This is a genomic window from Ruegeria sp. AG7 (genome assembly GCF_056541545.1).
The window spans coordinates 1-14105 of the sequence record NZ_JBQFYP010000030.1 but is presented as its reverse complement, the minus strand read 5'-3'; the positions used below and the strand labels follow the sequence as shown (position 1 = coordinate 14105).

Annotated in this window: 10 protein-coding genes, 1 tRNA gene and 1 pseudogene; 7 read left to right on the top strand and 5 right to left on the bottom strand. The window is 56.8% G+C overall.

The genetic code is table 11. The features are described from left to right. Nucleotides 1-3: 3 nt before the first annotated feature. Complete coding sequence (locus tag ACR0BF_RS19830; protein WP_480625629.1) at nt 4-1167, bottom strand: tyrosine-type recombinase/integrase; 1164 nt, start codon at nt 1165-1167, stop codon at nt 4-6. 763 nt (nt 1168-1930) lie between these two features. On the opposite strand from ACR0BF_RS19830, the gene ACR0BF_RS19825 reads away from it, so the two are divergent. Then, nucleotides 1931-2016: transfer RNA gene (locus tag ACR0BF_RS19825), tRNA-Leu, on the top strand. 106 nt (nt 2017-2122) lie between these two features. Here ACR0BF_RS19825 and ACR0BF_RS19820 read toward each other — a convergent pair. Next, entirely contained in the window at nt 2123-2620 is a 498-nt protein-coding gene (locus ACR0BF_RS19820) for a hypothetical protein (RefSeq protein ID WP_480473566.1), read from the bottom strand. After that, complete coding sequence (locus ACR0BF_RS19815) at nt 2613-3365, bottom strand: helix-turn-helix transcriptional regulator (protein WP_480625628.1); 753 nt, start codon at nt 3363-3365, stop codon at nt 2613-2615. The genes ACR0BF_RS19820 and ACR0BF_RS19815 overlap by 8 nt, the downstream gene beginning before the upstream one ends. A 606-nt stretch (nt 3366-3971) precedes the next feature. On the opposite strand from ACR0BF_RS19815, the gene ACR0BF_RS19810 reads away from it, so the two are divergent. From ACR0BF_RS19810 to ACR0BF_RS19790, 5 genes are all read left to right on the top strand, one after another. Further along, nucleotides 3972-6278 carry a hypothetical protein gene (locus ACR0BF_RS19810; protein WP_480625627.1) on the top strand — a complete coding sequence of 769 codons (2307 nt, stop codon included), beginning with the start codon at nt 3972-3974 and terminating at the stop codon, nt 6276-6278. 130 nt (nt 6279-6408) lie between these two features. Then, complete coding sequence (locus ACR0BF_RS19805; protein ID WP_480625626.1) at nt 6409-8349, top strand: type I secretion protein; 1941 nt, start codon at nt 6409-6411, stop codon at nt 8347-8349. Nucleotides 8350-8388: 39 nt separating this feature from the next. Then, entirely contained in the window at nt 8389-10611 is a 2223-nt protein-coding gene (locus tag ACR0BF_RS19800; protein ID WP_480625625.1) for a type I secretion system permease/ATPase, read from the top strand. 2 nt (nt 10612-10613) lie between these two features. Then, nucleotides 10614-11966 (top strand): HlyD family type I secretion periplasmic adaptor subunit, encoded by a 1353-nt coding sequence (locus ACR0BF_RS19795; RefSeq protein WP_480473560.1) that lies wholly within the window; start codon nt 10614-10616, stop codon nt 11964-11966. A 273-nt stretch (nt 11967-12239) separates the two neighbouring features. Beyond that, a complete protein-coding gene (locus ACR0BF_RS19790) occupies nt 12240-12425 on the top strand; it encodes a hypothetical protein (RefSeq protein ID WP_480623727.1) in 186 nt (61 codons plus the stop codon). Here the strand turns inward: ACR0BF_RS19790 and ACR0BF_RS19785 are convergent, their stop codons facing one another. Next, complete coding sequence (locus tag ACR0BF_RS19785) at nt 12426-13184, bottom strand: alpha/beta fold hydrolase (RefSeq protein WP_480623726.1); 759 nt, start codon at nt 13182-13184, stop codon at nt 12426-12428. Nucleotides 13185-13275: 91 nt separating this feature from the next. On the opposite strand from ACR0BF_RS19785, the gene ACR0BF_RS19780 reads away from it, so the two are divergent. Next, a complete protein-coding gene (locus tag ACR0BF_RS19780; protein ID WP_209507997.1) occupies nt 13276-13650 on the top strand; it encodes a hypothetical protein in 375 nt (124 codons plus the stop codon). 115 nt (nt 13651-13765) lie between these two features. Here the strand turns inward: ACR0BF_RS19780 and glyA are convergent. Next, nucleotides 13766-14105, bottom strand: a pseudogene (gene glyA / locus ACR0BF_RS19775) (serine hydroxymethyltransferase); the annotation flags it as partial.

The following is a 14105-nucleotide window of genomic DNA, read 5'->3' as shown; positions in this document are numbered from 1 at the left end:
GTTTCAGGAACTGCCACCGCTGATCTTCTTACCCATCACATCCGCTGCCTGCCGCAACGGGTCATCTGCGAGGTGCGCGTAGCGTTGCGTGGTAGACGGGTTCGTGTGTCCAAGCAATCGACCGACTATAGGCAGACTCAGACCGCTGGAAACGAGATGCGACGCATGCGTATGCCGATTGTCGTGGATACGGTAGTCTTGAAGACCTGCTGATGTGGTGACCGAGCTCCAAAATTTCTTCAGATCTTTGTACGGTTGGTCCGGAGAGCGTCCCGGAAACAACCAACGACTTTCAGGAGATGCCCCTGCTTTCATTGCCGCAAGCAAATCACAGGTTGCTGACGAAATCGGCAGGTGCTCTCGTCGCTTTTGCTTTGTGTGGTGCGACGGCTTTGTCCATACCGCGCGGTCCAAATCGAAGTCTTCCCATTTTGCCTTCAGCACTTCGCCGATCCGTGCGCCTGTTAGGAGCTGCAGGCGAATAGCGTTCGCTGCAACCTGATTTGGATGCTCTGACAGAGCTACCAAAAGTCTTTGCAGCTCATCGTCTGACAGCCAGCGGTCCCGCTTTTCCTCGGGGAATTTTTCTATGCCGCGTGCCGGATTGTCAGAACGCTGACCCCAGCGCACAGACAGTTCAAAAATTTTCGACATGAGCGCCAGAGTGCGATTGGCTTGATACGGCGTATCGCGCAGTTGGTTGTGAAGCTTCTGAACATGCTGATGCGTCACTTCGATGACTTTTAGCTCCCCAAGCCTGGGGAGAATGTGTCTGTCCAGCATCGACCGATCGTTCCGAACACTACCGGGGCGTTTCTTTGGCTCCGCGTGTTCGGTCATGTATTGCGCGGCAAGTGAGTTCACCGTTGGTGAGTGCCTGAGCGTTTGAGCGTCCGCGACAGGATCTCCGCCACGGACCACGTCAGCAAGAAGCGCGCGTGCCATTTCGCGGGCGGCGCCCAAAGACAAGGTCGGCCCATATCGCCCAAGTGTCTTGCGTTTCGACCGACCGGTTTGTTTGTTGCGATATTGAACTAAGAAGCTTTTGACGCCGGTCGTTTTCACGCGGAGTCCAAAACCCGGCAAACCGTCGTCCCAATAGATCGTGTCCCGGTTTGTTGCTAAAAGGCGATCGACACTTGATTTTGTTAATCTGACGTTGGGCATATTGGTCTCCGACGGAGTGGGTAAGCGCAAGGTAAGCAAAGTGCGGAGAGTTGGGAAGGGTCTTATAGAAACTTCAACACGCAAAAACTACTGCTATTTAAAGAAATATACTGCCCAATCGAATTGGCTATTATGCTATCGAAAATAGGATGATAAGATTTGTAATCAGTAGGTCCCCAGTTCGAGTCCGTGTGGGGGCACCACCAAATCATTGAAATTTATAACGTCCCGATCTGACACTGAGGCTTTACCTGCCTCCGTCCGAGTTGGGCGGAACCGTCCTTTACCGTTGTTCCCCGGAGTAGCCATGTATATGGGCATTTCAATCGGGAAATAGGGGAACTCAGGTCTAACTCGCTGGACAGTAACAAAAAACAAGTCCGAAACAGGGTTGGGACATGAAAGTGGCTCTGGTACAGAAATGAGAGACTCAGGTTTTGGGTAATCAGATTCATACAATATGGTAGTGTCGGGAGCTATGTACGCTTGCGCCGCGACAAATTTTGTTCCCCGATAGAACGGGAAAAGGATTGGTATTGAAAACACGTTCCCCGGAAGGGGCACCGTCAGTCGATCCGATGCATCGGACCTGGGGATGTGTCGGACCACGCCAAAGCCTGAGGATGTGATCGAGGTGCCGTTGCGCGCAGGTGACTTCCTTCGGGGCTGCCTGCTAATTTTCCTGATCTGGCAGGTCAAAGCACATTGTTATCATCTCGTTGTGCTTGTAAGGACGTTGCACTGTCCGAAAGGGCCGCGCCATGCGGGCGTGATGGAATGGTAGACATATCAGACTTAAAATCTGAAGGGCGTATGCCCGTGTGGGTTCGAGTCCCACCGCCCGCACCAGGCACTTTCGAAAGGAACATTCCGCTGCCCGGGTTGCGCGCCTTCGGGACCGAAAATGCTGTGAAGCGCAGCCTACGTCGTCATGGCGTCATATTCATGACCAGGACTATACCGGATACCCCAATTCCCGGATCAGCCTCCAGATGTCCTTGTTCGCGGCTGACAACTGATTGACGACTGTCTCGATTTCGCGAAGCGCATCATCATCTACCGTGTCCGAGCGCCCCAGTCTGATATCGGTCTTACGGTCAGAAATCCGCATCAGAATTGTTTTCGGGTTTCCGCTTTCCTGATCGAATGAATAGATGCAGTGGTTATACTTGTTTCGAATGCCTGAAAGCTTGCTGAGCCGTTGCGTGCGTTCGAGGATCGGGTCACGAACCTGCGCGGGTCTTCCCTCCATCTTGGCAAGCCGTTCGACCAGATCAATACGCGCGCGGGTTGTGTTCAGGGTCAGGAAAATAATGACGGCCACGTCTTTCGACGTTCCGGAAAGGCCCGCGATCAGGTGGATCAGCAGGCTTTCGGTGTTGGTCCACATATAGTTCAGCCTGCCAACCAGAAGGATCAGGCGATCGAACCGGGCTTCGAACGTGTCAGTCAAGGGCGGATTGCTGCGCCTCGTGCGGCGCAACCTCGTAATAGAAATGCGCGGCAGCGGTGCGGTTGCTGACACCGATCTTACCAACCACGTTGTGCATATGCAACTTGACCGTATGTTCCGTAATTCCCAGCTTGGCCGCAATCAACTTGTTGCTTTTGCCTTGCGAGACAAGTTGCAGGACCTGCTTTTCGCGACGCGTCAGCTTCAGGTACCGCGACTGCTGGTCGACACCATTGGGGGCACTTGTCACTGGTCGGTTCGGGACGTCCCGAGTGTGCTGGCCTGGAAAGGCGACGCAATCGGCAAGGAAACTGGGCAGGTACAATTCTTCATGCATCAGCAGCCTGAGGATGGCACGCCAAGCATCGGGCGCCACATTCATCGGCAGAAATCCAACTTCGCCGAACTGCGCGCGATCCCAGGATTCAAACATATGCCGGGCTGATTCTTCTTTGCGATAGGCAAAGGCAAGACAGCCGGATCCGGTACTTTTGGTATAGGCCATTGGGCGCGCCAGCAGGTCTTCAAGCATCATCTGATCAACAACAACGATCTTGCTGCAACCGGGCGCTTGGCTGCTCATGGCTTCGAGGGTTTCAAACCGTCGGGCGCGAACTCCGAATTCAGTTTGAACGCTTCTTAGGGTCTGATTGGAGTAGAATAATTCTTTTCCAATAAAGACAACCGAAAAATCTTCTGAATAAAGATCCTGATTGGCAGTTTCATCTATCAATGGCGCACTCATCACATTCCCTCGCAAACAGGGTCAACCAAAAATTGCTTATTTGAATTCTGGTGGTCTGAAATAGTTAACTAATCAAATAGGTAATTAAATTTTATTATACTCGAAAGCATGGTTTTCCACAACCGGGAGGAGTGTTTCCATAGCCCGTACCATAGAACTTTCGGTTAGGTTTCCGCTTGGATTTTTGTGCAACTAGCGGAAACAATTGAATTATTTTGTTGCGACTTTTTATGGGTGGGTCATGCGGGGCAGGCGTACGCAAATTTAGGCGCTTTCTAAAAGAAAGTAATAAAAACAATGATGTAACTACCTCAAAACTTTCGACTAGCTAGGCGTGGGCGTGCGTCGCTGCGAACATGGCTGGGCTTCAATTGTCGAAGCGCCTGTCCCTGTCGCGCCGGTCATTGCGTATTTAAGCAACCTTCATGAACCGTCGCGCTTTCGGCTTAGCCGGGAAAGGAGGTGGCCATTTAGAAACTTCCACAGACCGCTTTCAGCGCGTTCAAGTGCTGCGCGGGTATTTTTGTTTCAAACTCGCCTGATGCCGCTTTTTAGATGAATGGCGGTCTGGCGTTCCAGAAATAGGAATTTGTCATGAGACGTAATGTGAATAATACAAACGTAACAACCGTCGACGAAATTAATGTCGAAAACCTGGAAGCTCCGGTAAATGTTGAAATCCCGATTGATGAGGCGTTTGTTGAAGCTGATCTGACTGCACAACAGCAGCAGCAGGACCAGAATGTCGAAAACTCCAACGATCAGGGCCAAGACCAAAATCAAGGCCAGGATCAGGGTCAGGAACAAGGCCAGGACCAAGGTCAGGATCAGGGCCAGGATCAGGATCAAGGTCAGGATCAGGACCAGACGCTCAATGCCGGAGATAACACCAACGACAACTCAAACAGCAATGCGATCAATATCGACTTTGGTGGCGGAGAGTGGATTCCGCGCGATGACGATCAGGTTGATCTGGACTTCGGAGATAACGCGTCGGTTGGCGACGTAATCACTGCAGGCCGTGATCTGAACTATGATCCTGGCGATGACATGAATGTCGATATCTCAATGGATGGTGCCGGAACCGCGATGGCGGCCGTCAACAGTCAGGTGGCCAGCCTGAGCGATGACGACACGCTGGAATCGGCGTCGGTTTCGAACAATTCCGGTTTCTATCAGAATGGTAGCGCCTATGGCGGTACCGCCAACGCTGAAGAAGGTATCGGCGTCAAGTCCAGTGGTGGAGATTCGGGCGACGGTGGTACCAGCTATGGTGGTTCGGCAGACTCGACCACGCTGGGCAGCCATGCGTTTGGTGCCGGTGGCGATACCGGCAGCGCCGACGCGGATTCGAGTGGCGGCGCAGGCGGTGATACCGGTGACGCAAATAACGCCAGCATTGGTGTCGGCCTGTCCGGCGCAGGGGCTGACGGTGACAGCACTGGCGGCGACGGCGGCGACGCTGACAGTTCGTCTTCTGCTGACAACGACGGCAGCACAAGCGTTGACGGTGACGGAACCGGCGGTAACGGCGGAAGCGCAGATTCGTTTGGTCTGGGACTGGGCCTTGGTCTGTCTGGCTCGAATGCCTCGGGTAGCGCCGATGGCGGCGACAGCGATTCCGACTCGAGCGGCACAGGCTTTGGTCTGGCCGGCAATGACGTAGACGCCGAAGGATCAGACGGTGGTGACGGCAGCGCTTCGACGGACGGTTCGTCGTCGAATTCCAGTGACAGCACTACCGAAGCCAATGATGCGACCGCGGGCAGCAACGCTGCAGAGGGCAGCGCTGACAGCGGCGCGGACAGCTCGGCCGACGGAACTGGCGGACCTGGTACCGGCGGTGAAGGCTCGGGCGGCGAAGGAACCGGTGGTGAAGGATCCGGTGGCGACGGCACTGGCGGTGACGGAACCGGCGGTGACGGCGAAGGCGGATTTGCTGCGATGGTCGAAGCTGCAATCATGGCCCTGCAGGAAGAGCTTGGCATGATTGATGCCGAAGCGGGCGAAGGTGGTGATGGAACTGGTGGTGACGGAACCGGTGGCGACGGTTCGGGCGGCGATGGCTCTGGTGGCGATGGCTCAGGCGGTGACGGTTCGGGCGGCGATGGTTCCGGTGGAACCGCTGACGCGGATTCGGATGCGCAGGGTGTTGGCGACCAGTCCGCAAGCGGGCCTGACATCAACCAAAGCCCAGGTGACGTGAACGGTGCGTCCAGCAATTCGCAGAACACGGATGGCAGCGGTGGTAATGGCGGATCCAATTCGGCCAACGGCACAGCGGACGCAGCGGGTTCTGGTACGTCTGCAGCAGACGGTGACGGCGGAGCAGGCGGCACAACGACGCCCACATCCACGTCTTCGGGCAACGGTGCCGGATCTGCCGATGCAGCCAATACCGCCGGTGATGGCGGAGCGGCGGATGTATTCGGCGATGCCGATACAAACGGAGCCGCCGACAGCCTTGCTGAAGCAATCGCCGGATACGGTGGTTCGGGCATGTCCGATAACGATGCCACATCGACCGGGTCGGGCGATGCGACCGGTGCGGCCAGCTCGGGTGCCGGTGGTGCCGGCGGCGCGTCCGCCGCAAATGGCGGAGCCAGCGGATACTCGACCGGTACAGCCATGTCCGGTGACACCATGGGTGGAACCATCACGGGCGGCAGCGCGGCCGGTGCCTATTCAGGTGACGGTGGCGCAGGTGGCAACGGTGGCAGCTGGGGCTCGAACAACGGTGGCGATGGCATCGTGAGCGGTGAGTCCTATGCCTCGGCAGCGGCTGTTGTCGACACCTCGGCCTTTAACCAGTCGATCGTCATGGGGGCCAACGTGCTTGGCAACTCGGTCGATACGACCATGGTCGGTGGCTCGATGACCTCGTCCTACGCAAGCGACGACAACGACGCATAAGTCATAAGGCGAGGCCCGCATTATCGGGCCTCGCTATTTTCGAAAATGCCGGGGCCGCGTGCAGTGGCCCCGGCCCAACTGAACCCAAAGCGGAAATTCTGGCCGGTGCGGGTGAAAAAGGATGACCGACATGGCCCTTGACGCAATTACGGAAACGATAGCGCATTTTGTTGGAACATTTGAACTTACGATCGAACAGGCCCGGCTGCGGGACCAGTATGACGAATTCACCGCCCTGAGGCGAAAAGCAGAAATTGACGGGCTGGACGATCCTGCTGCGATCCACATCAGGGCCGATCTTGATATCCCGGTGGGCGAATACAAACTCCTCCCATACAATTTTGCCCCACCTCAACCTAACCTGCCGCTACCAGACGCGCCGAAGGGGCCTGTACATGAATCGGTGATTATCCTTGGGGGAGATGGGCCGGTTTCCGAGCGTTTTGTCCCGGACGACACGATTGGACCGTCATCCGTTCCTACACTTGTCATTCTGCAGCCGGAAAACGTGCCGTTGGGGTCGGCGGTAAGTTACACCATGCAAAAGGTTTTCCTGCGTGACAACGATACGGTGGGCGAGGGTGAATTTCGCGACACGGACGCGCTGATCGCGAAAGGTGAGCAGATGCTGGACATGGCGTTGTCACTTCATGCCGTAGCAAGCCCGTCATTTTCACTCGCGGATTACCAGTCATTCGAGATGGTCGAGGCACTGGCCGAACAGATGTTGAACCCGATGAACGGGGATGTGGATGGCGTCACCGTGTATCAGTTCCATGGCAATGATGCCTTGGGTGTGATCGTCAATGGCGAGCACATGGCCGAAGCACCTGAATGGACCGACCTGCTGCCCGCTTTCCATCAGCCGGATGAGGCGACTGGCGATGAAGCGGAAACGCCGTGGCCTGCCGAATGGGATCAGTCCAAGGATCCCGATTTTGACGACGGGCATCTGGTGGTGACCGGTGGCAATCTGGCGATAAATGCAGTGTCTGCGACAATTGGTTGGGTGGATGCTCCGTACATTGTTGTAGGCGGGCAGGCCATCAATCTGACGGTCATCAGTCAGGTCGCGCTTGTTTCCGATTGGGACGTGGGCGCCATGAATGCCGGAAGCGGTACCAACCTGGTTCAGTCTTCGGTGATCGAAGTCGAAGGCAAAGAGGCCGCCTGGCTGGACGATGCCTACGGAACAGGCGGCCAGCCCGCATACGTTGTTGTGGACTGGGTTCACGGCGATCTGGTGGTCGCGAATTTCATCAACCAGAGTATTGATGCCACCGATATCGATCACATTCAGACCGAAATTTCAGCCACATCCACGCTTTACGTGCTGGGCGACAACGAAATGTACAATGTCGCCGACATTGTGCAGTTGGGCAGCTACTACGATCTGATCATGATCGGCGGAAACATGATTTCAGTCGATATGCTGGTTCAGTCCATGGCCCTTATGGATGACGACATCATTAGCGGTGGAGTGCCCGCGTCGATAATGGACGGTGATGAAAACCTGCTCATGAACGACGCGTCGGTCAAAACGATCGGCAAGGACATTCACCAGGATATGCAACAGAATATGGCGGACGCGCTTGCCATACCGGAAATGGACATGGACGCGTTGGAAGACGCGCTTCTGAATGATCCGATGTTCGCCGGGATGGAGCAGTTGCGCGTCCTTAAGATCGACGGCGATCTTATACAGGTGAACATCGTCAATCAGGCCACGATGATGCTGGATCAGGATGATATTGACCTGTCCGGCCCGAATGCTGCCGGGGCCGATGTAGTCGCGGGCAGCAACGCCATGCTGAACACCGCGCATCTGACCAAGATGGGTGTGGACTCGACAGTCATGGCAGCTGACGGGTCGTATTCCGATCTGCTGCTGCATCAGGCCAGCCTGATCGACATGCCGGACAACGACGAGATTACCGCGATGACCAATGAGGCAATTGCAGCCATCATGGGTGACATGACCGTCGCGCAACCGGATGCGGCCCTGGCACTGAATACCCCAGCTCTTGATGCAACAACACCTGACGACGGCCTGCAAACCATGCTGGCCTGATCCCCCAAGATTTTTACCGAGTGACCAGAAGGTTTCTACATGTCGTTTGTTTTTTCGTCGCGCCGCCACCCTTTATCCAGCCCGCTGGACAGGCAAGGCGGGTTGGGTCTGAAGCGTCAGGATCCCGAACCTGGGACAGATCCTGCAAAACGGGCCACAGGTGCCACCACCCGACTGCATCTGACGCAGGAGTTCCGAGTGCCTGAACCAGATCAAAACCGGCCGGTTGAAAACGATGTGTTGAAACAGGCCAAAGACCAGAAACACTCATGTGAACTACCGTGCGCTGAACCTCCCCATCGGTGCGCGGCGCCGCAGCCCGTGCAAGACAAGGACATTGCGGGCGGTGGTGACGGGGTGGCTGATGCTGACGGCCCGGATCATGCAACCGCAGACGAAACGACAGCGCGCAAGACCCCCTCTGCGCGCGCGTCCGGCGCGGATCACATGGGCGCAACGATCGAGGCCAAGGCAAACCAGCCACTGTTGCGGACAAAAGCCGGCGGCGGTGACGGGAACGGGCCACCCCAAACCTTTCACAAGCGCACCCCGCCCGAGGATTTCCAGCGCACATTGCGGGATTCGATCCGGGCGATCCGGCGTAACCTGGCATTTGTTCTGGTGCTGACCTGCGCCACCAATATTCTGATCCTGTCGATCCCGATCTACCTGTTTCAGATCAGTGACAGGGTTCTGACCAGCCGATCCTTGGATACGCTGATCATGTTGACGGCGATCGTCGCCGGGGCCGTGATTTTTCAGTCTGCTTTTGATGCGGTGCGGCGGTTTACGCTGATGCGAACCGGCGTCGAGGTTGCCGTTCGTTTGGGTGCACCGGTGCTTAGTGCTGCTGCGCACGCGTCGTTGCATGGAAACGGGCGCGAATATCAGACGCTCGGCGATTTGCAGCAGCTGCGCGGTTTTCTGGTCTCGGGAACTTTGATTTCGTTTCTGGACGTGCCATTCGCGCCCCTGTTCATTCTGATGATCTTTCTCGTGCACCCGCAACTGGGCATGATCGTCGTGGTGACGGCGCTGATCCTGATGACGATTGCGCTGGTCAACCAGAAAATGACAGCCAAACCCTTTGCCGAGGCAAACAGGGCGCAATCCATGGCAAACCTGCATCTGGATTCCATGTCGCGCAACAGCCAGATTATCAACGCCTTGGCCATGATCCCCGAAGCAGTGCGGATCTGGGGGCGGGACACCGCCCAATCCCTAACCTGGCAGGTACGCGCGCAGGATCGAAACGTGATCTTCGCGGCGATTTCACGCGCAGTTCGCCTGCTGACACAGATTGGCATTCTCGGATGGGGCGCATTTCTGGCACTGCAGGGAGAGATTACCGGCGGCATGGTGATTGCGGCCTCGATCATTGCCGGGCGCGCCTTTGCGCCCATCGAAGGTTCGATTGAAGGGTGGAACAGTTACCTTCTGACGCGCGCGGCCTATGGGCGGATCAAGGCGCTGCTGTCAACCTCGGCTCTGCAACACGAGAAATTGCGCCTGCCGCGACCCGAAGGCCGGTTGGATGTAGAGCGGTTGCTTTATGTCCCCGGCGGAACCAAACGTGTGGTTCTGAACGGGATTACTTTCTCACTCACCCCCGGCGAAACACTGGCGATTATCGGCAATTCCGGTGCGGGCAAAACCACCTTGGGCAAAACCCTTGTCGGGTCCGTTCTGCCCACGTCGGGAAGTGTGCGGCTGGACCTGATGGATATCCGCAACTGGGACCCACGCCAGTTTGGCGAAAGCATTGGTTATCTGCCACAGGATGTGCAGTTGTTCCCTGGAACCATCAAGGACAATATCGGCCGGATGCGGGCCGACGCCACGGACGAACAGATCCACGATGCCGCTGTTCTGGCTGATGTACACAACATGATCGCAACCCTGCCGCAGGGGTATGAGACCGTGGTGGCCGCTGATGGATCGCCTTTATCGGGCGGACAGAAACAACGCATTGCGCTGGCGCGGGCGTTTTTTGGAAACCCGCGAATGGTGGTATTGGACGAGCCGAACTCGAACCTTGACGTCGCCGGGGACAAAGCCTTGGGGCGCGCCATTGAACAGGCGCGTGAAAGCAAGATCACCGTGGTCGTCATTACGCAGAAACCGACGCTGCTGAACGTGGTCGACAAGATCATGTTGCTGACCGATGGGCGCGTCGCATTGTTTGGGCAGCGGGAGCAGGTTCTTCAGCAGATCAACGGGCCGCGCAAACGGACTGGAATTGAAGGGCAACAGGGGGGCTGACCATGAATGACCTCGTACCCGTAAGGCACTCTGCCGGTGAACCAGACGTCTGGTATGCGGAAGTTCCGCGCTCGATCAACCGTTTTATTGTCATCGGTACTATTATGCTGGTCGTCTGTTTCGGCGGTTTTGGCGTATGGTCTTTCAGCGCCCCGCTGGCGGCGGCGGTCATTGCGCAGGGCAGTTTTGTCGCCACTGGACGCAACAAGATCGTCCAGCACCTTGAGGGCGGGATCATCGAAGACATCAAGGTTGTTGAGGGGCAATCGGTTCAGGCAGGTCAGGTGCTGATGACGCTGGATCAGACCTCGGCCCAGGCCAATGAGCGCGAGCTGTTCATCCGCAAACTGCGCTTGCAGGCGATGACCGAGCGGTTGCTGGCGGAATATGGGGAACGGGATCGTCTGGTCTTTACACCAGATCTGGTCGAGGCCTCCAAAGACGTGGAAGTCATGGCCATTCTCGACGGTCAAATGCTCAGCTTTGATGTGTCGCGCAAGACCTTGCTGAATGATGTGGCGCTATTGGAACGCAACATGGAAGCGTTGAAGATTCGGGCAAGTGGCTTTGAGGCTCAATTGGACAGCATGGCCACACGTGCCGAAATCTTGCAGGAGGAATACGAGTCCAAGAATCAGCTTTTCCAGAAAGGGCTGGTTCGAAAGGGCGAATTGAACACGATCCGGCGTGTGCAGGCCGAAGCCGAGGGACAGCAGGCCCGGTTGCGGGCGGAGGCCGCTGAAATCAATCAGATGCTTTTAAAGTACCAGGAACAGATTACACGCACCCGATCCGCCTATCGCGAGGCAGCACTGGATGAATTGGGCGTGGTCGAGGCCGATCTGGAAAGCGTGCGCGAAAAATCCCGTCAGGCCCGCAATGTTCTGGACCGGGCCGTGGTGCGGGCCCCTGTGACCGGGACAGTGGTTCGCCTGCATTATCATACGCCAGGTGGCGTAATCGAAACGGGCGAACCCATTGCCGAAATCCTGCCTGCCGACGCGCCGTTGATTATTGAGGCGCAAATCCCGCGCACCGAGATTGACAGTGTGGTAACCGGGCAGACCGCCTCTGTCCGCCTGATCGCGCTCAATCAGCGCACAACGCCGGTTCTGTACGGAGAAGTTTTTTATGTTTCAGCCGACGCACTGCTTGAAGAGGCAGCTGGCGTTCCAAAAGAGGTGTATCTGGCGCGCATCTCACTTACCCCGGACGAACTACATCGGGTGAGCGGCTTTGTTCCGACCCCCGGCATGCCTGCGGAAATTATGATCCAAACCGAAGAACGAACTTTTGCAGCTTATATCGCCAAACCTGTGTCGGACAGCATGTCGCGCGCGTTTCGCGAGCAATAACCTTGGCTCCTCAGTCCGTTGGTTCATCTACCTCAAGTCGCGTGCTAATCCTTTTGGGAAAAGCGTAAAGGGGAGCGTGTGTACCTTTGACGGCACAAGACTTGGGTTTTCACGCGCTCCACATCCTTGGCGGGCCGGCGGATCGGGGTCAACGGTAGTTACGAAGTCACAGGTTCATGAAGCGTCAGGTTTCCGCATCTGATGCAAATCAATGCAAAACACATTTGAATCGAGACATGTTTGGCCGGAAGTCATCATAAGGAACACCCGGCCATGTTTCGCCTTGCCACCATGCTATATTCACTGATCGCCACTGCCATTTCAGGTTCTGCCGTAATCGCCGTGCTTTCTGCTGGATTGGTCTCTGTCAGCGCAATTGTCGGCGCAGCAATTGCCGGGGCTGTGATCGCTGCTCCGGTGTCTTGGATGGTGGCCCGGCGGTTGTACAGGGGCGCCTGATCAGGCGTTCAGGAACGTCCGGACCGCCGCTTCGAACTCACGTGGCTTTTCGGCGTGCAGCCAATGACCCGCTCCTGGGATTTTCGCGAAACGCGCGGTGGTAAAAAGTGAGCGGATTGCAGGGCGGTGTTCCGGCAGGACATAATCCGATGCCGCGCCCGACAGAAACAGGGCGGGGCCATCCCATGTGGCGTCCAACTTGGGGAAGCCCATGATCTTTGGCATCTCAGCTGCCAGAACATCCAGATTAAGCAGCCATCGTTTTCCCTTGATATCCAGCGATTGGGTGAAAAAGCTTTGCAACGCTTTCTCAACACCTTGTTCGGCCAGTTGCATCTCCGCGTCCGACCGGCGGGCGATGCGCGAAAAATCAACAGCCCGCATGGCGTCGATGAACTGGATTTGGCTGTGCGAGTATTGAACCGGCGCAATGTCGGCGACCACCAGCTTGTTCACCAACCCATTGTGCCGCAGGGCCAGGGTCATGGCAGCCTTTCCGCCCATGGAATGCCCAAGAACATCCGCCACGCCGCCGATCTGTTCTATGACTTCGGCGATATCCTGTGCCAGATGGGGATAATCGTGGCTCGGGTCCCACATGCTGTAAGCATGGTTGCGCATGTCCACCGCCACAACCTGCCGTTCGTCTGAAAGCCTTTTGGCAATGACGCCCCAATTCCGAGCAGATCCGTAAAGGCCGTGTGCTATGACCAGCGGGGGGCGGGCGGTCGGTTCGCCATGTACAATCGTGTTCAGCATAGCTTGCGTGATACAAGCGCCTACAGCGGATCACCAGCCCCATTGTAGGTCTTTGTGGTGCAGGCTAGATTGCGGCGGCAGGAGAGAGCCAATGCCTCAGGACCCAGACATTCAGACCCGGATCGCCGAGACGGTGGCCTTGCTGCGTGCCAAGCTTGGCGTGCGCGACAAGACGCTAGAGGCATCCATTCGAAAGGCAAAACGACGTCTGCCGCGCCGGGTGTACCGGCAGGCCATGGTGCTTGCCCGGTCCGAGGCGATGGCGTCGCACCCGAAGATGCGGTTGATTCTGGATACTCCCAAGCTCGTCAGGGCGTCGGACGTAGTGCAGGATCATCTGGGAAGCATCAATCTTGCGGATCGCAGGTGGGGCTGGTTCCTTGGATTGCTGGGGGGGCTGGCTTTCAATCTGTTGGCTCTGACAGCGCTGTTGCTTGTTTTTCTGTGGTGGCGCGATTTGATTTGACTTTCAGACGGCTGCCAAGCTGACGCGTGGCCAGATCCCCCTCTATCGAAGCGACTGCTCAAACAACAAAAAAAACGGCGCCTCAAGAGCGCCGTTTTCTTTTCTTTTTCAACGTTTACAGGTTCGGGTATATGGGGAAGCGGTTGCAGAGGTCTGCGACCTGGGCGCGGACGCGGGCTTCGACTTTGGCGTTGCCGTCTTCGCCGTTGGCGGCCAGGCCGTCGACCACTTCGATGATCCAGTCGGCGATCTGGCGGAACTCGGCCTCGCCAAAGCCGCGGGTGGTGCCGGCGGGGCTGCCAAGGCGGATGCCCGACGTGATGGTCGGCTTTTCCGGGTCAAACGGCACGCCGTTCTTGTTGCAGGTGATATGCGCCCGGCCCAGGGCCTTTTCGGTGGCGTTGCCCTTGACGCCCTTGGGGCGCAGGTCAACCAGCACCACATGGGTGTCGGTG